This window comes from Methanocalculus pumilus, from assembly GCF_055382585.1.
In genome coordinates this window covers 558499-579911 of record NZ_AP042393.1, presented here as the reverse complement: position 1 = coordinate 579911, position 21413 = coordinate 558499, and the positions used below count along the sequence as shown (strand labels likewise).

General features: G+C 52.1%; 21 protein-coding genes. 11 read left to right on the top strand and 10 right to left on the bottom strand.

Annotated features, from left to right (window positions below):
* The first annotated feature begins 51 nt into the window (after positions 1 to 51).
* From ACZ44I_RS03050 to ACZ44I_RS03025, 6 genes are all read left to right on the top strand, one after another.
* A complete protein-coding gene (locus tag ACZ44I_RS03050) occupies positions 52 to 1026 on the top strand; it encodes a DUF3821 domain-containing protein (RefSeq protein ID WP_464548866.1) in 975 nt (324 codons plus the stop codon).
* 26 nt (positions 1027 to 1052) lie between these two features.
* Positions 1053 to 1586: a nitroreductase family protein gene (locus ACZ44I_RS03045; RefSeq protein WP_464548867.1), complete on the top strand. Its 534-nt coding sequence runs from the start codon at positions 1053 to 1055 to the stop codon at positions 1584 to 1586.
* A 63-nt stretch (positions 1587 to 1649) separates the two neighbouring features.
* The gene (locus tag ACZ44I_RS03040; protein WP_464548869.1) at positions 1650 to 2936 is read left to right on the top strand and encodes an orotidine 5'-phosphate decarboxylase / HUMPS family protein; all 1287 of its coding nucleotides are present in this window, start codon (positions 1650 to 1652) and stop codon (positions 2934 to 2936) included.
* A 153-nt stretch (positions 2937 to 3089) separates the two neighbouring features.
* Positions 3090 to 3782: a DUF1538 domain-containing protein gene (locus ACZ44I_RS03035; protein ID WP_464548871.1), complete on the top strand. Its 693-nt coding sequence runs from the start codon at positions 3090 to 3092 to the stop codon at positions 3780 to 3782.
* Positions 3779 to 4513: a DUF1538 domain-containing protein gene (locus tag ACZ44I_RS03030; RefSeq protein ID WP_464548873.1), complete on the top strand. Its 735-nt coding sequence runs from the start codon at positions 3779 to 3781 to the stop codon at positions 4511 to 4513. The genes ACZ44I_RS03035 and ACZ44I_RS03030 overlap by 4 nt, the downstream gene beginning before the upstream one ends.
* Positions 4510 to 4851 carry a P-II family nitrogen regulator gene (locus tag ACZ44I_RS03025; protein ID WP_464548875.1) on the top strand — a complete coding sequence of 114 codons (342 nt, stop codon included), beginning with the start codon at positions 4510 to 4512 and terminating at the stop codon, positions 4849 to 4851. Before ACZ44I_RS03030 ends, ACZ44I_RS03025 begins: the two co-directional genes overlap by 4 nt.
* A 2-nt stretch (positions 4852 to 4853) precedes the next feature.
* Here the strand turns inward: ACZ44I_RS03025 and ACZ44I_RS03020 are convergent, their stop codons facing one another.
* Genes ACZ44I_RS03020 through ACZ44I_RS03010 form a run of 3 tightly spaced genes read right to left on the bottom strand, consistent with a single transcriptional unit; the run spans position 4854 to position 7875 of the window.
* Positions 4854 to 5285, bottom strand: coding sequence for an ACT domain-containing protein (locus tag ACZ44I_RS03020; protein ID WP_464548877.1), 432 nt, complete (start codon positions 5283 to 5285; stop codon positions 4854 to 4856).
* Positions 5285 to 6586 carry a phenylacetate--CoA ligase family protein gene (locus ACZ44I_RS03015; protein ID WP_464548879.1) on the bottom strand — a complete coding sequence of 434 codons (1302 nt, stop codon included), beginning with the start codon at positions 6584 to 6586 and terminating at the stop codon, positions 5285 to 5287. Before ACZ44I_RS03015 ends, ACZ44I_RS03020 begins: the two co-directional genes overlap by 1 nt.
* Positions 6586 to 7875, bottom strand: a complete 1290-nt coding sequence (locus ACZ44I_RS03010) for a phenylacetate--CoA ligase family protein (protein WP_464548881.1) — start codon at positions 7873 to 7875, stop codon at positions 6586 to 6588. The genes ACZ44I_RS03015 and ACZ44I_RS03010 overlap by 1 nt, the downstream gene beginning before the upstream one ends.
* A gap of 123 nt (positions 7876 to 7998) precedes the next feature.
* On the opposite strand from ACZ44I_RS03010, the gene ACZ44I_RS03005 reads away from it, so the two are divergent.
* Positions 7999 to 8181 carry a hypothetical protein gene (locus ACZ44I_RS03005; protein ID WP_464548883.1) on the top strand — a complete coding sequence of 61 codons (183 nt, stop codon included), beginning with the start codon at positions 7999 to 8001 and terminating at the stop codon, positions 8179 to 8181.
* Between the two features lie 4 nt (positions 8182 to 8185).
* On the opposite strand, the gene ACZ44I_RS03000 is transcribed toward ACZ44I_RS03005, so the two are convergent.
* A complete protein-coding gene (locus ACZ44I_RS03000; RefSeq protein WP_464548885.1) occupies positions 8186 to 8791 on the bottom strand; it encodes a hypothetical protein in 606 nt (201 codons plus the stop codon).
* A gap of 70 nt (positions 8792 to 8861) precedes the next feature.
* Between ACZ44I_RS03000 and ACZ44I_RS02995 the strand changes: the two genes are divergently transcribed.
* Together ACZ44I_RS02995 and ACZ44I_RS02990 are read left to right on the top strand one after the other, a co-directional pair.
* Positions 8862 to 10901, top strand: coding sequence for a restriction endonuclease subunit S domain-containing protein (locus ACZ44I_RS02995; protein ID WP_464548887.1), 2040 nt, complete (start codon positions 8862 to 8864; stop codon positions 10899 to 10901).
* A 2-nt stretch (positions 10902 to 10903) separates the two neighbouring features.
* Complete coding sequence (locus tag ACZ44I_RS02990) at positions 10904 to 11755, top strand: DNA-3-methyladenine glycosylase family protein (protein ID WP_464548889.1); 852 nt, start codon at positions 10904 to 10906, stop codon at positions 11753 to 11755.
* A gap of 6 nt (positions 11756 to 11761) precedes the next feature.
* Here the strand turns inward: ACZ44I_RS02990 and ACZ44I_RS02985 are convergent, their stop codons facing one another.
* The gene (locus ACZ44I_RS02985) at positions 11762 to 12985 is read right to left on the bottom strand and encodes an adenosylhomocysteinase (RefSeq protein ID WP_464548891.1); all 1224 of its coding nucleotides are present in this window, start codon (positions 12983 to 12985) and stop codon (positions 11762 to 11764) included.
* A gap of 96 nt (positions 12986 to 13081) precedes the next feature.
* On the opposite strand from ACZ44I_RS02985, the gene hisF reads away from it, so the two are divergent.
* On the top strand, positions 13082 to 13888 hold the full coding sequence (gene hisF, locus ACZ44I_RS02980) for an imidazole glycerol phosphate synthase subunit HisF (RefSeq protein ID WP_464548893.1): 807 nt from the start codon (positions 13082 to 13084) through the stop codon (positions 13886 to 13888).
* 7 nt (positions 13889 to 13895) lie between these two features.
* On the opposite strand, the gene pheT is transcribed toward hisF, so the two are convergent.
* From pheT to endA, 4 genes are read right to left on the bottom strand one after another with little or no spacing between them, the layout of a single operon-like run.
* On the bottom strand, positions 13896 to 15512 hold the full coding sequence (pheT, locus tag ACZ44I_RS02975) for a phenylalanine--tRNA ligase subunit beta (RefSeq protein ID WP_464548895.1): 1617 nt from the start codon (positions 15510 to 15512) through the stop codon (positions 13896 to 13898).
* 2 nt (positions 15513 to 15514) lie between these two features.
* A complete protein-coding gene (pheS, locus tag ACZ44I_RS02970) occupies positions 15515 to 16951 on the bottom strand; it encodes a phenylalanine--tRNA ligase subunit alpha (protein WP_464548897.1) in 1437 nt (478 codons plus the stop codon).
* A 3-nt stretch (positions 16952 to 16954) separates the two neighbouring features.
* The gene (locus ACZ44I_RS02965) at positions 16955 to 18205 is read right to left on the bottom strand and encodes a tryptophan--tRNA ligase (protein ID WP_464548899.1); all 1251 of its coding nucleotides are present in this window, start codon (positions 18203 to 18205) and stop codon (positions 16955 to 16957) included.
* Between the two features lie 10 nt (positions 18206 to 18215).
* Positions 18216 to 19229, bottom strand: a complete 1014-nt coding sequence (gene endA, locus ACZ44I_RS02960) for a tRNA-intron lyase (protein WP_464548901.1) — start codon at positions 19227 to 19229, stop codon at positions 18216 to 18218.
* Positions 19230 to 19441: 212 nt separating this feature from the next.
* Here endA and ACZ44I_RS02955 point away from each other — a divergent pair, with 212 nt between their 5' ends.
* The gene (locus ACZ44I_RS02955; RefSeq protein ID WP_464548903.1) at positions 19442 to 20572 is read left to right on the top strand and encodes a hypothetical protein; all 1131 of its coding nucleotides are present in this window, start codon (positions 19442 to 19444) and stop codon (positions 20570 to 20572) included.
* On the opposite strand, the gene ACZ44I_RS02950 is transcribed toward ACZ44I_RS02955, so the two are convergent.
* Positions 20569 to 21411, bottom strand: coding sequence for a deoxyribonuclease IV (locus tag ACZ44I_RS02950; RefSeq protein WP_464548905.1), 843 nt, complete (start codon positions 21409 to 21411; stop codon positions 20569 to 20571). The two genes, ACZ44I_RS02955 and ACZ44I_RS02950, sit on opposite strands and share 4 nt — an antisense overlap.
* Between the last annotated feature and the right edge of the window lie 2 nt (positions 21412 to 21413).

The window sequence follows — 21413 nt, the reverse complement described above, 5'->3', positions numbered from 1 at the left end:
ATACCCCCACCTTAGAAACTATCAAGAGTCTGAAGCCTCCATTGATCGGATATGATACAGAGAGAAATACTGAGAAGGATCATCCATTTTGGGTGTATCTTCATTCTGGCCCTCTTCTTCATCACCCCGGCACATGCCGCCATATCTGACATCCCAGCTGGCGGTACGGTATTTATTGGTGAAGAGGGGCTCGACATTACTGCATGCGGTGTTGCAGATGGGGATACCCTCGGGTGGTTTGCAGCAGGGGGATCACCCACCACAGGCAGCCCTACCATAACCATTCAGGTAAGTGATGCTACTTCATTCTATGTAGCACCTCAGACATTCCAGGGGAAAACCGGAACATGGTACAATATGGGAACCAACAGTCCGGCAATTATTGTAGCCGATCCAAACCTTGGGATAAGGGTTTATGATGTTGACTATGGGCAGATAGACAGGACAGGGCTCTGGGTGCCGATGGATTTTGAACTTCAGTTCCGTATTGAGACAAATCTGCATGCAATGGCAGTACGCCCCGGGGTTGCCGGAGCACCAATAGAGGTGCGTGTCAACCAAAAAGATGGCATAGAATATTCTACCTTAACAAACCGTGCAGGTGTTGCAACACCCCTCCTTTTTGCAGTTGATAGAAATCCCTACATGACCGGACCGGTCTGGTATCCGGATGCAGGATACTCACGCGGCGTTTATGATTTTTATGCCTTCTGCAATGCCAATAACATGAAAGACAACTACAATGTCGTCGGAAAAACAATAACTCCCCTCAGTGAGACGGTTTCACTATCAAAGACTACAACCACGACACCTGCCTCCACGCAGACACCAATCCCAACACCCAAACCCACAACTCTTGCAACACCGTTTCCCACTGTGGCAACACCAACACCCGCTCCAACGCCCGTTGCAACACAGGAGTCTACTGCTACACCCATTCCTGAACCAACCGCAGCACCTCTTGCCCTGGCAACATCCCTCGGTGCACTTGCATTGATCACCCGCCTCCACCTGCGTAACAAATAACCCTGAGAAAAGCACTCTGATCTACTATGATCCAGAATAAAAACATCGCCAATTTCGGCGTCACCATCATTCAGGCACGGCACAGCATCAGGCACTTCAAGGACACTCCTATTCCGGACGAGATCATCAGGAAAGTCCTTGAATGTGCAAAATCTGCTCCATCTGCAAAGAATATCCAGCCTTGGCTCTTTGGAACAATCAAGGACAAGGCGCTCAGGGAGGAGATTGCAAACCTCGCCACCAACGGTAAGTTTATCGCCGAGGCACCCGTCTGCTTTGCCGTCTTTGGCGAGCGCGACCAGCAGTATGTGGTTGAAGACTGCTGTGCTGCAACAGAAAACATCCTCATTGCCCTGACTGGATATGGTATCGGATCCTGCTGGGTTGCAGGGGAAGGGAAAGAGTATGCAGAGCCGATCAGAAAACTCCTCGGTGTTCCGGACAATTACAAGCTCATCTCGCTGATTGCCGCAGGTGAAGCAGAGACTGAAGGGTTTGTCCTCGCAAAGAAGAAGAACCTCTCTGATATCACCTTCACAGACCGGTATGGATCCGAGTGATCTGATCCGGCCCTCTCTCTTTTAAACAGCTTTTAAGCCGGATGAAGACCACAATTGTAAAGTATGAAATCCTCGATTCTTCAGGTTGCACTTGATATCCTCGATCTCAGCCGCGCCTATGCGATTGCTGACGAAGCAATTGCCGGTGGAGCCGATTGGATCGAGATCGGAACACCGCTCATCAAGAGCGAGGGGATGAGCGCTGTTTCGGAGATACAAAAACACCATCCCGATACCACCATCATTGCCGATATGAAGATCAGCGATACCGGGGCGCTTGAAGTTGAGATGGCAGCAAAAGCGGGCGCAAAAGTCATCTGCATCCTGGCCGAATCCGATGATGCGGTCATCAGGGAGGCGGTGAAGGCAGCAGATCTCTATGGGGTGCGGCTGATGGGGGATATGATGAATGTCGCAGATCCCGTAGCCCGCGCCCGTGAGCTCGAGGAGATGGGTGTGCATATCATCAATGCCCATGTCGGGATCGATCAGCAGATGATCGGGAAAGATTCTCTCGACTTACTTGAGCAACTCACCGGAGCAGTCTCCATCCCGATTGCCGCTGCCGGAGGGCTTGATGCGGCGCGGGCAGCGCAGGCAGTTGCACATGGGGCGGCGATTGTCATCATCGGCGGTGCAATCATCAGATCAGCCGATGTAACCAGATCGACCAGGGAGATCCGATCTGCAATCGATACGCCGGTGAAGGCCACGTTCCGGAAGGTCGATCGGAATGAGGAGATCCGGCGGATGCTGACGCTTGTCTCATCCTCAAATGTCTCAGATGCAATGCACCGAAAAGGCGCAATGAGCGGACTCATACGGTATGCGGGAGAGGGGAAGATGATCGGCCGGGCAGTCACCGTCCAGACCTTTGCCGGAGACTGGGCAAAGCCTGTTGAGGCAATTGACCATGCACAACCGGGGGATGTGATCGTGATCAATAACAGCCGGGACAGAACCATCGCCCCCTGGGGAGAACTGGCAACACTCTCATGCCAGAATAAGGGTGTTGCTGGCGTTATCATCGACGGGGCGGTCCGCGACCTTGACGATATCCTCGAAATGACAATTCCCATCTATGCAACAGCAGCAGTCCCAAATGCCGGTGAGCCGAAAGGGTTTGGTGAGATCAATCCTGAGATCCGGTGCTGTGGACAGGCGGTTCGTCCGGGGGACTGGATCATTGGGGATGCAAGCGGTGTCGTCGTCATTCCAAAGGAGCATGCCTATGAGATCAGCCGCCGCGCAGTTGAGGTCTTTAAAACCGAAGAGCGGCTCCGCGAAGAGATACGGAGGGGATCAACCCTCTCGGTTGTGATGGATCTGCTCAGGTGGGAGAAGCAGTAAACATCTGCCTACAATACCTGACAACCACCTGTTTTTTACGATTTCAGAGTGAATATACATCCATACCCGGATACAGGTTTTTTTCCGATACATGCGATGGCTGGCATCCGGTTTCAGTATGGCTCATGAAGGAACGGGCAGGATGGAACAGGAATGTTGAGTGAAGGGCGTGAAACATTAAAAGAGGTCATTCAGGCAGTGGCACCCATTGCCCTCATCGTATTGATCGTCCTTGCAGTTCTCACCAGTTCACCAGTTTCAGATCTGGTCAACTATTGCCTGGGAGTCATCATGCTCACTGCCGGCATTACTCTCTTCCTGATTGGGGTGAATAACGGTCTTCTTCCGATGGGTGAGGCGATCGGATCTGACCTTCCAAAACACGGATCAATCTACCTTGTAATCTTTGTTGCCTTTTTAATCGGGTTCCTTGCAACAGTCGCAGAGCCGGATGTGCGTGTGCTGACGAATATGGTCGAGATGGTCTCAAATGGTGGAATCGCACGCGATCCGATGATCCTCTCAATTGCAGCAGGTGTTGGGATCTTCGTCGCACTTGCGATGCTCAGGATCGTCGTTGGTGTTCCCATTACCTGGCTCTTTACCGGCGGGTACCTGCTTGTGATCCTTCTGGCATTAGTTACTCCGGCAGATTACCTGCAGATCGCCTTTGATGCAGGGGGGGTGACGACGGGACCGCTCACAGTCCCCTTCATCCTCGCTCTTGGAATCGGCCTGAGCTCTGTTCTTGCCGGTAGATCAGCACTGACAGACGGATTCGGTTTAATCGGACTTGCGTCAATCGGCCCGATCATCGGCATTATGCTCCTTGGGATTCTGGTATGATAGCCGAACTCGTCATATTCAACGGTATTGCGGAAGTCATCCAGGATGCAGTCATTGCACTCATCCCACTCTCAATCTTCTTCATCCTATTTCAGGTGACGTACCTGAAACTCCCGATGGGGCATGTGATCAACCTCTTTAAAGGGATCTTCTTCACCCTCATCGGGATGATCCTCTTCCTCCAGGGCGTCCATATCGCATTCATCCCGGCAGGAGATGCGATCGGATCATTCTTCAGCGCTATTGGGAAAGCATGGATTCTCATCCCGTTTGGATTCATTCTCGGAATGCTGGCAACCTATGCTGAGCCTGCAGTCCGAATCCTCAGTACCCAGGTTGAACAATCCTCAAGCGGTTTTATCAGGGGAACACTGATCCTCTATACCCTCTCCATCGGTGTTGGGATCGCCGTTGCACTCGGGATGGCGCGGATCGTCATCGGGTTTTCGTTTCTTCCCCTCATAATTATCGGATATGCAATTGCCATCATCCTCCTCTGGCTCTCGGATCGGGACTTTGTTGCAATCGCCTTTGACTCAGGCGGTGTTGCAACAGGACCAATGGCAGTCACTTTCCTAATGGCACTTGCTGTTGGTGTTGCAGCAGGAATTGAAGGGCGGGATCCGATCATCGACGGTTTCGGACTGATCGCGTTAATCGCCCTTGCCCCAATCCTCTCCATTCTAGTACTTGGGATCTACTTCAGAATCAAAAAGGTGAATTCATCATGATCTGTGAAGGCTATAAAGAACTCATTGTAACAATTGTTAAAAAAGGCTGGTCACGACAGGTGATCGAGGCATCCAGAAGAGCAGGTGCATCAGGCGGCACCATTATTCCCGGTCGTGGAACCGGCATTCATGAGATGCAGACACTGCTTGGGATCAGGATTGAACCTGAAAAGGAGATTATCCTGACAATCGTCAGTCCCGAGCAGACCGATACGATCCTTGAGGCGATCGTATCGGCAGCGGAACTTGATAAACCGGGCAACGGGATCGCCTTTGTCATCAATCTCGACAAAGTCGCAGGCCGCGTCCATATGTTCACAAAAGAAGAGGAGGAATAGGACTACCCAAGATCGCTCTCTCTCAGGAGGGAGCCGCCTGCTGCCTGAATCTTTGAGATTGCCTCACCGGCCTGGCTCACCCTCAGAATCAGCACCGCGGCTTCTCTGCCGGAATAAGCATACGCATACTCGATATTAATCCCGGCATCACCGAGGATCTGTGCCACCGCATGGAGACCTCCAGGCTCATCCTTCATTCGAACAGCAATCACATCGGTGAACTGGACGGCAAACCCGAGTTTTTCAAGGACAGATCGGGCATCATCGGGTTTGTCAACGAGTGCACGGACAACCCCGAAACTGTTTGCCTCTGCAATTGAAAAGGCATAAATATTCACATTACTCTTCTCGAGCGCCTCTGCGATAGCCGCGAGCCGCCCGGGTTTGTTCTCCGAAAAGATGGAGATCTGTTTGATGATATAGTCTCCCTGCATCAGAATACCCTCCTGTCGATGACACGTTTTGCTTTCCCCTCAAACCGGGGTAATGATCCCGGTTCAGAGAGATCGACCTGTACCGCCACATTCAGGGCGTTTTTCAAGGTATGCTCAACCTTTCGTTTGATGTTGATGAGATCATTGATCTTATCAGATAATGCCTCCGGTGCCATCTCGACACGGACAAGCATATCATCGAGTGATCCCTTCCGATCGACCTCGATCATGAAATGGCCTGATAACTCCGGTATGCTTAAGATCGCATGCTCAACGGCTGAGGGGAAGACATTGATGCCCCGGATGATCAGCATATCATCAACCCGCCCGGAGATCCGCTTAATACGGGGATGTGTCCTGCCACAGGGGCAGGGTTCATCCAGAATCTGTGTCAGATCCCCAATACGGTACCGGATCATCGGAAGTGCCTCTTTCTGGAGGACGGTCATGACGAGCTCGCCATGTTCACCGGGCGGGAGCGGCTCGCCAGTCTCCGGATCGATGATCTCGGGGATTGCTATATCACCCCAGATATGAATTCCCTTCTGTTCAGAACATTCTGAGAACATCGGGCCCGATATCTCGCTTGTGCCGTAGATATCATAGGCGCGGACACCCATCGTCTCGTAGATCCGGTTTCGCATCGTCTCTGACCAGGGTTCTGCACCGATGATAGCTGACCTGAGCTGGGTATCCTTCTGGATCGATACCCCCATCCGCTCGGCCGCATCGCCGATATGGATCAGGTACGATGGCGTGCAGGCGATGGCGGTCGCCTTTAGGTCCTGCATCAGTTCGATCTGCCGCTCGGTGTTCCCGACACTGGTTGGAAGAACCGTTGCCCCGATCCGCTCGGCACCATAGTGCAGGCCAAGCCCCCCGGTGAAGAGTCCATACCCATAGGAGACCTGGATCACATCCCCTTTCCCAATCCCGCAGGAGGTGAGTCCACGTGCAAGGGATGTCGTCCAGAGGTCAAGATCTTTCTGGGTATATCCGACAACCGTCGGTTTGCCGGTTGTTCCCGATGATACATGGTACCGGACAAGTTCGTTTTGTGGAGCACAGAAGAGCTTGTCCGGGTAATTGTCCCGGAGGTCACTTTTGTACATGAAGGGGAGAAGCCGGATATCCGCAAGTGTTTTGATATCATCGGGATGAACGTTTGCCTGCTTCATCCGGGCATGATAGAAATCCGAGAAGCTGTACAACCGGTATACGAGGGTCTTCAGGAACCGGTACTGGACTTTTTCGAGTTCTGCTTTTGGCATCTCCTCGATCCGCGGATCCCAGGAATGCATCAGAGATCACCCCTCCGATCCACAACACGTTTGGCTTTTCCTTCAAACCGCGGCAGCGATCCGGGTTCCACAAGCCGGACAGTGGTTCTGAGAGAGAGTGCATCATGCAGCTTCCGTGAGATCATCATCTGGAGGCCGACGAGACCATCCAGTTCACCCGAGAACGCCTGGCGGTTCATCTCAACATCGATTGTCATCTCATCAAGATGGTTTTTCCGGTCAACATATACCATATACTGATCACCCACCTCGGGGATTCCAAGGAGCACATGCTCGATCTGGGAGGGGAAGACATTGATTCCGCGTATCACCAGCATATCGTCGCTCCTCCCCATAATACGTGCGATACGCCGTCCCCGTCCGCAGGGGCAGTCATCCTCAAGGATCATGGTGATATCGCCGGTCCTGTACCTGAGGAGCGGCATCGCCTCCTTTGAGAGGGAGGTGATCACAAGCTCACCCTTCTCACCGGGTCCAAGGGTCTCCCCGGTCTTTGGATTAATGATCTCGGAGAGGAAACAGTCCTCCCATATATGAAGGCCATTCTGTTCCGGGCACTCGAAGGCAACACCGGGTCCAAACATCTCGCTCATCCCGTAACTGTCATAGGCATTAATCGAGAGGCGTGACTCAAGCTCCTGCCGCATCGTCTCAGACCACGCCTCTGCCCCAAAGACCCCGATCCTGAGCGTGGGAAGTGAAGTGCCCATCTGCTCAATCACTTCGGTGATATGGAGAGCATATCCGGGTGTGCAATGGATTGATGTAACTCCAAAGTCGTTGATCATCTCGATCTGGCGTTTTGTGTTTCCGGTGGCGCTTGGAATCACCATCATTCCCATCAGTTCCGCGCCATAATGGAAGCCAAGTCCGCCTGTGAAGAGACCGTAATTTACTGCATTCTGAAAGGTATCCTCAGGTGTTAAGCCCACCATCGTCAGGTTCCGGGCGATCAGATCTGCCCATGCCGCCAGATCATGGCGCGTATATCCGACAACAGTCGGTTTGCCGGTTGTGCCGGATGTCGTATGAATCCGGACAATATCCCGCCTTGGAACAGCAAAGAACCCAAACGGATAGCCCTCACGAAGATCGGTTTTATAGGTAAAGGGCAGTTTCCTGACATCATCGGGAGTATGGATTGAATCAGCAGACAGACCCTCCGCGCGGAGTTTGTTTTTAAAGAAGGGAACTTTTTCAGCCTGCGAAATCGTCCATTTCAACCTTTTTAACTGGAGTTCTTCGAGGTCTCTTCCACGAAGGGTTTCCATCTCTTTATTCCAGAACATTGCTATCCCTGTATGAAGTCTTGTTTGCGGTATGACGCATTAGACTTTGTCAGATGTTGACACGGCACATGGAGTATCTGAACAATGTTTATATGCTACAAAAAGAACGAAAATATGATACATATGGTCGATAAAGCAGGGCTTGGAAGCCTTATCGCAGGAATTGTACTTATTCTTCTCGGAGGATATGGGATTTACCTGTACATCCCCGAGGTGATCGTGGTGCTGAAAGGATCGCTTGGGATCATCGCCGTCCTTATCGGCTTATTCCTCTCCGTGATCGGGTTCTTCATAATGAAAGAGTGAGAGGTTATCTGACCGCAGGCCAGATATACTTCTCTTCTGCCTCAAGAACAACTCCGGTTGGCAGATTTGCCCTGACATGGATTCTTCCGATGCCACGATCGGAATCGGCAAGGGAGAGTTCACTATAGGGAATCCATATTCCACGGAGAGGATAATTCCCTTCAGGAATTGAACGGGTAATTGTGGCATATCCCCGGTAGAGCATTTTTGGAGATATCTGTTGATTCTGACGGTTAGTTTCCGGAGTGTATACGGTAACCTGCATGGATATGGATGTCCCATCAAAACTGACAGGGCGGTTCATGGAATCTAAAAAACAGTACTTGACAACCAGCCCATCCATGTTATGGAAGCCATCACAATCCAGTGTCTCAGCCCATACGTTCATTCGGACAATGGAACTGAGTCCACCAGCAGAAGGAGAATTCGACTGAGCATATCCCGGCTCCGGCGAAGCAGGGTCACCCTGTTGAGGCTCATACGCAGTGGGATACGAGGTTGCCGGGATCTGTTCACCAGGATCATTCTGCACCGGGAGAATGCCGGTACATCCGGCAGATACAGAGAAGGCAATGAGAATAAATAATCCAATAATATGGAAGCGATTCATACTGGCAGATGAGCAGTATCAGAAGATAAGTATTCTCTTCAGCAGGGTTTGATGAGGTGACAGGCAGAATATGATACCAATGGACACCCCTGAATGGATCACCACATTCATCACCTCATATGCATCCGGAAAAAATTACCATTCAATCCTCTCCCTATACCCAGATAATATCGAGCTGCTTTCCAGAGTAAAAGAAGGAATCGGGGCAACTGAAGCAGTCGCAATGACCGATACCCCGGCAGCCGGATCAGCGGATGGAATAGAAGTCATCTGGGGGGATCCCATTTTAATTCTTAATGGTTGGACCCGTGTATTCGATCTTGTTCTGCTCTTCCCCCGGAAACCTGCCTCAGTTTTTGATCTGCTCTTCACCTCAGCACGCCGTATCTCAGATAGCGGGGCTCTTATTGCTCTTGTTCACACGGAGTTCTTTCGGGAGAGCAGGATAATCCAAAAGCTCTCAGAATCGGGATTTTTCTGCGAGGCGGCACTTACCCTGAGATTGGATTCCTCGCTAAAGGCAGAGAAGGAAGAAGAGCTGCTCATCATCATCCGGAGGGGGGAGAGAGAGATGATCATGGCAGGAGAACTCAACCCTGATGTTGAACGACACAGGATCCTCCTTCAGAATCTTCAAAATCAGAAGAATGGAAAAAGACCTGAGCTAGGATTTTTCATCAGAAGAACCGGGTACAGAAGCCTGCATGAGATACTCCTTGAAGAGCGTATCAGCAAACTGGCAGAAGAGCATGGAGCACCCCGTGTTCCATTCTCGGGTATCACAAGGTCGATTTCAACTGGTGCCTGCGGAACACTACAGGATGCCGGTAGGAGGATCTACCTGCCTTATTCACCGGCTGCACCTCCGGTTATCTCGCATGAAGATCTGAGCGTCCCCCCTTCAGATGCCGCATGCATCCTGCTCCGCACCGGAACAGTCGAGCCTGAATACCTGATACACTTCTTCCAGACAGCACTTGGCCGGGCCATCCGCGAGCTTATGATGAGAAGATCCGGAACAATTCAACATTTCGCCAGCACTCTTGCAGAGACAGAGATCTACCTCCCACCCCCGCAGATCCAGGCAGAGGTGATTGCTATCAACGCCTCGATCGAGTCGGCAAGAGATCGGCTTGGATCGATCCAGAGAGAACTCTGGAGGCGCCCACACTCCACGCGATCGGTGCTTGGCCAGCTCGAAAGACTGAGAGAAGGGGAGGGGATCATCGAATGGATGGAGACTCTCCCGTTTCCACTCGCATCCATACTCTGGATCTATCATGCAGAAGAGACTCCTGCTAAGAAGGTCAGCCACCTCCTCCATTTTTTTGAGGCATCTGCTGAGTTTATCGCTGCCATTCTTCTCTCAGCACTTGATCCGATCCTGAGAGGAGAAGAGTTCGACCTCCTGGATGAGAATCCGGAGTTCCGTGATACCTACAGAAATGCCACCTTCCGCAGCTGGATCATCCTCTGCCGGAGAGCCGCCCGGCAGGTACGAAAGAAGATCGCAGGAGATAACGGGTATGACGAGATGGCAAGGCTCTTTGGCAACCCTGACCGTGAATTCATCGACATGGTGACGAGCAAGAGGCTCTTTGCCCTTCTTGACGAAGTTGCCGATCTGAGAAACGACTGGAAAGGGCATGGGGGTATCACAGGAAAGAGAGATGATGAAGAACAGCTTGCCACGCTGGAGAGACTCCTTGAACGGTTCCGGGAAGGTATCAGGGATCGTTTCAAGAATATGCAGGTTATTCTTCCCGGCGCAGCTGTTTACCGGGACGGGATCTTCTCCTGCCAGGTGCAGTCCGTCACCGGAACAAGGGCTCGGTTTCCGGGTATGAGTATCACCTCACTCATCCCCCTTGATTTGGGATCCCTCTACCTCTATTCGGGGAGGGGTGGAGAGCCGATGAAGATCCTCCCCTTCTTCCGCCTGATCTTTCATCCGGAAACCGGCGAGCCCGCCTGGTACTTCTATAACCGGATAGAGGGGATGCGGGTTCGGTGGATATCATACCATTATGAAGCCGAATCTGAGTTTGAAGAAGAGGATGAAGAGGTATATGAAATGCTCAAAGATTGTGGACTGATCACCGGGGAGTAGAGGTGCCACCATACAGAACGCTCCGGCTTGAAGGAGATGCCCTCCCATTCGATCTTGACAGGACACTTGCCTGCGGGCAGGTATTCCTGTGGGAGAAACGGGGGGACTGGTGGTGCGGGATTCTTGACCAGAAGCCTGTCCGGATCAGGCAGGATGGAGATCTCCTTCATTTCTCAGGAGCACCAGAAGAAGAGATCATCAGCTATTTTGATCTGGAACTGGATCTTGAAGAGATACTTGCCGGCTTTCCTGACGATCCGATCCTTTTGCAGGCGATCGATTCCGCATACGGTCTTCGGATCATCCGGCAGCCTGCATGGGAGTGTACCGCTTCCTATATTGTGGCAACATTTGCGAATATTCCGGGGATTCAAACACGCTTAAAACTCCTCTGCGAAAAATTTGGAGAGAGGATCGAGGATGGGCGCGCTGCCTTTCCCTCCCCGGAAAAGCTTGCTGCATCCCCACTCTGCGATATACGGAGCTGCCGCGTCGGATACAGGGACAAATACCTCTGCGGAACCGCAACAATGGTATCTGCCGATCCAAAGTGGGTGGAGCGGATTTCTACTCTCCCGTACAGGGAGGCGCGAAAAGAACTTCTCGGATTTCCTGGTGTCGGGAAGAAGGTTGCGGATTGTATCCTCCTCTTTGCCTTCCACCGGTTTGAGGCTGTCCCGGTGGATGTCTGGATCGACCGGATCATGCGTACACACTACCTTGAAGAAGATAAACGATATTCATATGACAGAATTGCAGATGCCGCCCGGCGGATCTTCGGCCCCAATGCGGGCTATGCCCAGGAATATCTCTTTGCCGCACGGGAGATGATTCAGGAGATACGAAAAAAGTGAGGGGAATTATGTTCCGACATCCCAGGAGGACATGTAATCCGCCTGCTCTTTGGTGAGGGTATCGATTGCGCATCCAAGTGCTGCGAGTTTGATCTTTGCGATCTGCTCGTCGATTGCAGTCGGTACCTCGTGAACACCGGGTGCCAGATCACGCCCTTTCTTCACCATATACTCAGTCGATAAAGCCTGCACCGCAAAGGAGAGATCCATCACCTCGATCGGGTGGCCCATTCCCTTCGGGACAGCGAGATTTACAAGACGCCCTTCTGCAAGGACATGGAGGGTCCGATCGCCAAATGTATACGAGTCGATCCCATCACGCCGTGCAATGGAATCCGCATTTGTTTCAAGATACCCGATATCGATCTCGACATTGAAATGGCCTGCGTTACAGAGTATTGCCCCATTCTTCATGAGTGTGAAGTCTGATTCTGTAAGGACACCGAAGTTGCCGGTTGTTGTGACAAAGAGCTCCCCAATCGGTGCAGCTTCACGCATCGTCATCACATCAAAACCATCGAAATGCGCCTGGAGAGCACGGCGTGGATCGATCTCTGTCACAATCACCCGTGCACCCAGTGCCCGCGCCTTTGTAGCAAGGCCACGGCCGCAGTATCCGTATCCGGCAACAACCACATGCTTTCCTGCAATCATGCAGTTTGTTGTTGCCATGATCGCAGTCAGCGCGCTCTCTCCGGTGCCGTGGACATTGTCAAAGAAGTGCTTCATCGGCGTATCGTTGACAGCAACCACCGGGAAGAGGAGTTTCTTCTCTTTTTCCATTGCCTTTAAGCGGTGGATACCCGTTGTCGTCTCCTCGCAGCCACCGAGCACATGAGGCAGGATATCGCGCCTGCCGGTATGGAGGCGATGGATTAAGTCCATCCCGTCGTCGATGGTAATAGATGGTTTTGCATCAAGTACCTGGTCGATTGCCGCATAATATTCCTCAAGGGAACAGGCACGCTTTGCATGGCAGTGGATACCGGATTCCCTGAGAAAATCAGCAACATCGTCCTGTGTTGAGAGTGGGTTGCAACCGGTGATATGCACCTCGGCACCTCCGGCAACAAGCGTTCTCACAAGAACAGCAGTCTTTGCCTCGACATGGAGAGCCATCCCAATCACGATGCCTTTCAGCGGCTGTTCTTTGATGAACCTCTCCCGGATCTCGCCGAGAACCGGCATATATTGTTCCGCCCAGCGGATCTTTGCTTCACCAGTATGCATAGTATAACCCTGTCAGTATCAGTTGGACGCAAGATCTCTTAATAACCCCGAAAGAAAGCAGACGCTTGATAACCGGATGCGACATATAGTCTGTTGATGGCACTGACACGCAGGATCATTCCATGCCTTGACTTAAAGGACGGAAGGGTCGTCAAAGGGACACATTTTGAGGGGCTCAGGGATGCCGGGGACCCGGTTGAGCTGGCGGCACGCTATAATGAACAGGGGGCAGACGAAGTCGTCTTCCTCGATATCACAGCCTCGAAAGAGAAGAGGAAGACGATCATCGATCTCATCTCCCGCGCCGCAGATCAACTCTTCCTCCCCCTCACAGTCGGGGGCGGGATCAGCAGAACAGAGGATATCACCGCCATTCTCAGGGCGGGAGCAGATAAGGTCTCGATGAACACAGCAGCAGTGCTCAATCCAACGATCATATCAGAAGGTGCAACAGCATTTGGGACTCAGTGCATTGTGCTCGCAATGGATGTCCGGAGAAATTTCGAGCATCAGGACGGGAGAACAGAGATTCGTCTGCCGGATGGTTCCACCTGCTGGTATGAGGTTGTAACCCATGGCGGGAGCAGGCCAACCGGGATCGATGCAATCCAGTGGGCGCAGGAGGCAGAAGAACGGGGCGCAGGTGAGATTCTGCTCACCTCGATGGAGACGGACGGCACCAAAGAAGGGTTTGATATTCCAATCACCGAAGCTGTTGCATCAGCAACACATATCCCGGTTGTTGCATCCGGAGGGGTGGGGACACTTGAACATTTCTATGATGGGTTTGTTTTCGGGAAAGCCGATGCCTGCCTTGCTGCATCTGTCTTTCATTTTGGCGAATTCACAATCAGGGATGTAAAAGAGTATCTTGCCGGCCGGGGAGTCCCGGTACGGCTCTGATATACAATCATAGGAACGGTCTCAGATCGATCTCAAACCCGATCACCGGATGTTCGAGATCGAATGCCACAATTGCATCGGGGTGAATCTCCCCGAAACAGCCTATTTTTTCCGATCCATTCATGATAGCACCCTGCCTTCCTGAAAGGAAAGCAGGATCCTCAGATTCGGCAATGGTGAGTCTGTCAATACCCATTTCCCGCAGAATTGCATCCACAATCGCATAGATCTCTGAGAAGTCCGCTGCGGGATGGATGGCAGCGCATGCCATCTTCTGGTAGGTGAGCGCACCATCATTCACATCACCGACTGTGAAGATCCGTTGAGGTAGTTCACGGTGTTTATTCAGCTGAAGGATCTCAAGGAGCATCGGCAGGAGATCGGTTCTGATGATGGTGTTCTCGATTGAGATCGGGTGGAGCACCTTCAGTGCAGCATCAGATCGTGGCCGCTGCATCTGATCATAGCTGACTCGTTCGTTTGTCAGGGTAAACGGCATCACTTCCGTGTAGCCAAGACCAATTGCAATCCCGGAGACAATACGGGCAAGGCGGCTTATGGGGTCCTCTGTTCCGATGGTGAAGGTGGGGGGAAGAGTAGCCGGGAACCGGTCGAACCCATATGCAATGGCAACATCCTCAAAGATATCCCAGTCATGCATGATATCCGCCCGATAGCAGGGGATGGTTACCCGCACCTTTGATCCTTCAAGAGGAACAGCTCCAAAACGCATCTTCTCAAGAAGCGGAACGATCGATTCCGGTGTGAGCGGAACACCAATGAGCCGTGCACATTCATCACAGTCAATAATCCGCTCAACCGGTGCCAGCGAGGGGGTCTTCTGCCCGTCAATTGTGACCGATTCAATCGTTCCGCCGGCTTCTGCAAAGGCAGAGCAGATGATCGCTACCGTATTCTGTACCGCCCTCTCATCGGTGCCGGTGACATCAAGGAGGATATCGGTGGTATCTGACGTGACCCGTGTCAGTTCCCCATTGATGATCGGGGGAAATGAGAGAACCTGATCGTTCGCATCGACGATCAATGGGAATCGGTCGAAATGCTCGACAATACCTGCATATGCCCTTCCTTTTGGATGAACGGATAAGATTTGATCCATCGTCATCGGCTCGGTATAATCGAGGGGCACAAACTGCCGATCACGTGGAGATGCAATGTACCTGAATGGAGGTTGTACCGTTGAGAGATCATGAACCCCGATTGCAACCTTGGATCGCCCACGCCCAATCGCCCAGTGTAACGCTTCCTGGAGCGCCATCACCGATTCGATCGAGGCATCGTCAAAACGGAGGTTTCGGATCACCGCCGATCCAAGCACCGGGCGGATCCCGGCAAGGCCGGAATCGACAGAGAATGTAATCTCAGATTCCAGAACCGGGTATTCGGGCAGCCCTGTCTCGATCCCGAGAAAGCCCCGCATTGCCCGTGCAACCCCTTCGACTGAGTAGAGATCGGTTCTGTCAGGGAAGAACTCGACATCGGCATGATCCTCTTCAATCCGTTCGATATCAGATCCGATCATCGGCAGGGCTTTTAGGATCGTATCCTTATCGGTTTTTGTGAGGCGCTCGAGATACTCATAATTCAGTGTAATAATTGCCATTCCTAGATCCTCCGGTATGAGGGAGTATTTCGGATCCAGTCGATATCGCTCTTATAGAGCTGCCGGAGATCTTTCAAGCCCAGCCGGAGCATCGCAACTCGCGAGATGCCAAGGCCCCATGCAAGAACAGGATGTGTGATCCCAAACGGCGAGGTCACCTCTTCACGGAAGATCCCTGCACCTCCAAGCTCCACCCATCCAAGGCCATCTACCCAGACCTCAGGCTCGACAGAGGGTTCCGTGTAGGGGAAGTACGCAGGCCGGAACCTGACATCCGGGAACCCCATCCGGTGATAGAACTCTTTTAAGAACCCGAGAAGATGGCTGAAGGTGACACCCTCATCCATCACGATCCCCTCAAGCTGTTCGAACTCGGCAAGGTGGGTTGGGTCAATTGATTCACGCCGATAAACTCGTGAGAGGGAGAAGGCCTTAACCGGGGGCTCCGGATGTGCTGCGAGATACTGGATCGAGAGGGCAGTTGAATGGGTTCTGAGAACAGAGCCTTCAGCCTTCGTCTTATCCCAGGAGCCGCCCCAACCTGTCGATGATGTGCTACCACCATGCTCGTGCATATCACGTATCTTCTCCCATCCATCCGGGAGAGGCGAGGTGAGATCAAGGTAGAAGGTATCCTGCATCTCACGCGCAGGATGGTCCTGCGGCTGAAAGAGGGCATCGAAGTTCCAGAAGACGCTCTGGACGATGTTTCCTGAAAACTCCGAGAATCCCATTTCAAGGAGGAGGGTTCGCACCTCGTCCAGTATCAGGCGATATGGATGCGGTTTGCCGGGATATATTCTTCTTGGAGGGGTAGCCAGGCTGTAGCGGCGGAGCGCTTCATTTCGCCAGGAACCTGAGAGGATCTGCTCACGGGTAAGCGTACCAACTTCAGGACGGAGATCGATTCCTGCATCAATAAGTTTCCTGCCATCGGGTGTGATCTCAATGATCCATCGCACCTGCTCATGCACGGTGACCAGACCCCGTGATTTCAGCTCACCGCAGTCATCCAGATCCGTAACACCAGCAGCAATCTTTTTGAGTGCAAGCTCTTCAGTGCTCTCAGGAGTTGAATCAGCCTTCTTTGCGATCCCGCGATCTATTGTGATCCAGTTATTCTTCCGCATCCAGCCGATTGCCACCTTTGCAAGAGGGTGCCGGGAGAGTTCTCCCATCGGGATTTCTCCAACGATGCTCTCGACGACCTGCCGTTCGGGAAGACCATCTCTGGCATAAGCATCTCCCTCTTCAGTAAGCTGGAATTCTTCCTTCACCTCGCGGTTAACCTGGACAAGTCCTCTGCCTGCGGCAAGGTGTGCCCACTGAACAACTGCCGCGGCATCTGTTGAGAGCTCATCTGCAAGGATCGATGCCTCTGCTGAGCCATGCTCCCCAAGCACGGCCAGAAGGCGTTTTTCATTTGCGGTCAGTTCCATCTATTACACCACCATATGGGAGACAGCATCCCTCTTCTCTTTGAAGTCCGAGAGGAATTCTTTCACCCGTTCGAATGTTGCCTTCTTGCATGCACCGCAGAGGAGTGAGCCTGAAAGGCACTGTGTCCGGATATCAAGGAGTTCTTCGTCATCTGGAACCATATGGAAGAGATTTAAGAGATAGACCGGGCAGCTGTCAGGCTCCCCTCCAAGCCGGACCTGCTCTTCTTTCGTCATCCTTCCTCCGGTGAGGGCTCCCATCACCTTCCGTTTCACATCAGAATCGGATTCATCGAACCAGAAGAGAGAATCAGGCACACTGCTTGACATCTTCCCCCCCTGCAGTCCCTGCATGAAGGAGTGGTACGTCGAGGAGGGGGTGATGAAGCCATAACCGCCTTCCGCAACCTCAATTGCACGGACTTTCTCAGAGACAGAGAGGTAGTCTGCACCGGGGATATCAACATGCCCCTCATACCGTTTTGATCCGGGGAATGCCGCAGCAATCGCATCCATTGCATGAACAGGGGCATTCTTTGACCTGACACTGATGACAGCACCCTGATCCAGCACCGTGAACCATCGCATCTTATGTGCGATATCACGGGTGAGCCGCATATGCGGATCCTGATCGATTCCGACCGGAACAACTGTTGGCGCTGGTCCTTCCATCAGCTGCGGGTACAGGATATCCGCAACCTGTGTGGCAACCGAGTCTGCATGGGCAAGCGCAGTCTCCTGTGAGAATCCATAGATCGCCTGGAGATCCGAGAAGTTGATCTTAATTGCCGCTTCAAATGCAAGATCCTTCAGCCGCTCGTTTTCGCTCTGATAGTAAGTTACTCCTTCAAAGCCGAGTGCATAGAGGCATTCGAGATATTCACGCCCATATTGTTTGCAGGCATCCCACGAGAGGCCGCGGACCGCATGCGCCTCGCGATCTGCGATTGCAACATACCCGGATCCCCCCTGTTCGACATGCCAGACCACCTCACGCATCACCATCAGGTGACCGAGGTGGGGATGGCCGGATGGCATGAACCCCGTCATTACATTAAACCGGGAGCCGGAGATGATCGCATCAACAATCGGACCATAATCCCGGTGACCGACAACAATCTTCCGCCGGAAGAATGGGGGCTGGCTCTTCAGTATCTTTACCACATCTTCAACTGGTGCGATCCCAAATTCAGCAAAGAGGCGATCGATATCAACGCTCTGGTTGCTTGACCAGGGGTTTATTCCGGATTCCATAACGGTACTCTCACAACTTTATCCGTGCAAACTCGATGTACACGATCTCTTCATTCTGTACACAGGCAAACAACATCTTCTTTTTCACGCTATGGGCCATCCTGACTGACCGTGAGATGGTGGATATCGGGATCTCGGCACCTTCCCTGATTGCGTGGACAAGCATCTCTGAGTGGGTATTGCTCTCGGTATAAACCCTGAAATGGTGGCCGAATTTGTAGCCCGTCCTTGGGGTGTACCCAAGCGACCTGAGCCTGGAATAGACAGTGAGCTTCTCCTTCAGCTCATCATCGGAACAGAGGGCAGATACAAAATAGGTGGATCGATCGATTGTTGTTTCTGAGAGGGTAAGTGTCCCCTGATCAAGGAGATACAGTACCTCAGGTGGAGAGAGGATGAGCCGATCCTGATCGAGGCGTGTTCCAAACCACTGTTTCTCAAGGAGAGCAGCTCCTTCCCCGAAGACCATGGCGGACGAGCCCGCAGGAACAGCAACAACCCCTGATTCAAAAGGTGTAGCATCGCGGGCTTTGGGGCGGTGAAACCTGATATCATAGTAGGTCAGTTCCTCTTCATCATCGACAACTGCAAGTAGGAAATTCTTCCTCATATGCTCGGCGGTTGCCACTTCGCGGATGAGAACCGGAAAAGCAACCGGATCCCGTTCGGAGAGGACACGAATAAGGTACTGGGTCGTCCCCTTCCCCGGCCGCTGGCCACGCCTGAAGACCCGGAAGTCATGCGGGCCCGGCTGGATGACATATCCCCGTTCGCGGATGTCACGATATACAATAAAGGATCTGAGAAAATTTGCTCCGGTCTCCGGATGATTCAACGACTGCATCAGGAGTGAATCGAAATCATAGCCTTCAACATCCAGTTTGCCCCGCTGGATGAGGTAGAGTGCCTCCTCAACAGAGAGGGTAAGCCCTGATTCGCCGGTGCGCCCGTACCCGCTCTGCTCATAGAGTGATATGCCATCTGGCCCTGTCCGGATAGATGTTCCATCAAATGTTGCCTTCACTGCCTCTGGTATTGGTGGTGATCCAAGATAAACACACTTCTGAAGAAGAAACGCTTTCTTAGATTCTGAAGAATAGTATACTGTAATAGAGTGATACCATGAATGGAACGGAAAAAATCCTGCGAGGAGCAGGATGGGCGCTCCTCCTGGCAGTATGCATATCCGGTTTATTCGGATCAGTAACTGCAGGAGAGTTTTTATCGGAAAAAAAGATGGATATAACCTATTCCCTCGCTACATATACGGACATCTTTGTAATCGAAGAAGCAAATGACGGGGGTTTTTTGATCGGAGGTCATGCATACAGATCAGATAGGGAAGAACAGGCGTTTCTTTTCAAGGCTGATTCAGAGGGGAACAGAATCTGGTCAGATACGTACAAAGGCAAACGGATCGTTGCACTACATGAGCTTGAGGATGGCAGAATAATAGTTGCCTCAGTTGACGAATGGGTTAACCCTGACAGCCCCACTGCAGCAATGACTGGAGCCGGCTACCTGATGATGCTCGATCAGAATGGCGATCTCATCTGGAATAAAAAACTTGTTGGAGATGCACCTGCAACAATCATTGTACAGGATGAGGAGATTCTCCTCGCAGGGTGGACCTGGTCACCTGCTGATGATCCCGAGGAAATCAGTGGATTTCTTACCAGTTATAGCCCGGATGGAGAGCTATTGGACGTAACCACCTATGATGGAGTATCGATTCATGATATGCTAAAGACAGATGATGGTGGGTTTCTTCTGGTTGGCAATACCGGAGATCCTGTTGAAACAATTAACGTCCGATACGGTCACCTGACAAAGATTGATTCTTCCGGTGAGATACAATGGCGAGAGATATTTGATGAACGTTCACTCTTTGCGATCACCAGAATGGATAACGGGTATCTGATCGTTGGTGGAACCCACCCATATGGCTATTCCGAAGGTGAAGCATGGGCACTTGGGGTTTCAGAGGATGGAGATCTGATCTGGGAAGAAAAACTCCAGGGATATGCGACCTATGGAATTGCACCGTTTGGGGAACATTTTCTGGTTGCTGGTGCAACCGGACCATCAAACCCCTTTATCGCCATTCTTGGTTCTAATGGCACAGTTATCGAGTCTGAACGCATGCTTGATAATGATGGAAGGTTCACAGCGGTGACAACTCTTTCCGGGAACAGGGTTGCAGTTGGGGGATGGTCCCGCCATACCGGAGATGTGGAGGGCTGGCTACTCGTCTTTAAACCAGATGAAGAACCAGAACCAACAGAATCCCCGGGCTTTGGCATCCTTGCAGCTGCTTTTGGAACGCTCGCTGCAGCCGCCATCATATGTAAAAGAAAAAGAGATTAACCCGCCAGTTCCCTGACTCTGGCGATATTGCCGATGTCATCACGGGTATCATCCTCCGGAGTCTCCATGATGAAAGGGAGGGTCCGGAGGCGGGGGTGATGGAGGATGGATCGGATCCCCTCCTCCCCAATCTGGCCAAGGCCGATATGTTCGTGCCGGTCAAGACCGGATCCAAGTATTCCTTTTGTATCATTAAGATGAATGACCGAGAGGAGATCGAGACCGATCTCAGAATCAAACCGATCAAATGTCTCTCCAACAAGATCAGGTGTCCTGAGATCATATCCTGCCGCAAAGGCATGGCAGGTATCAAAACAGACTTTTATCCTCTTCTGATCCTGGATTTTTCCGATGATATCCCCGATATCCGCAAGATCGCTCCCGACCGAATTCTTCTCCCCGGCAGTATTCTCAAGGAGAAGGAAGACCCCTTCAGGTGCATCTTCAAGTGCGAAATTGATCGCCTCAGCCACCCGCCGTCTGCCATCCTCTTTTCCCAAAGGGCCATGATGCCCAAGGTGCGTTACCAGAAACGGGATCTGGAGAGCGGCACACCTCGATAGTTCAACCGAGAGGCTCTCAACCGATTGGGAGTATATGTTCTCCTTCTCAGAGGCGAAATTAGGAAGATACGGCATATGGACAACAGCAGGACCGATTTCCGACTCCTGCATTGCTTTGATAAAGACGGAGGCAGAGTCATCGGTCAGGGGTTTGTAGCTCCAGCCCCGGGGATTGCGTGAGAATATCTGAAAGGTGTCGCATCCCCGCTCGGTAGCGCGGGATACGGCACGGTCGATCGAGCCTGCGATCGAGACATGGACGCCGACGGTTACCATAC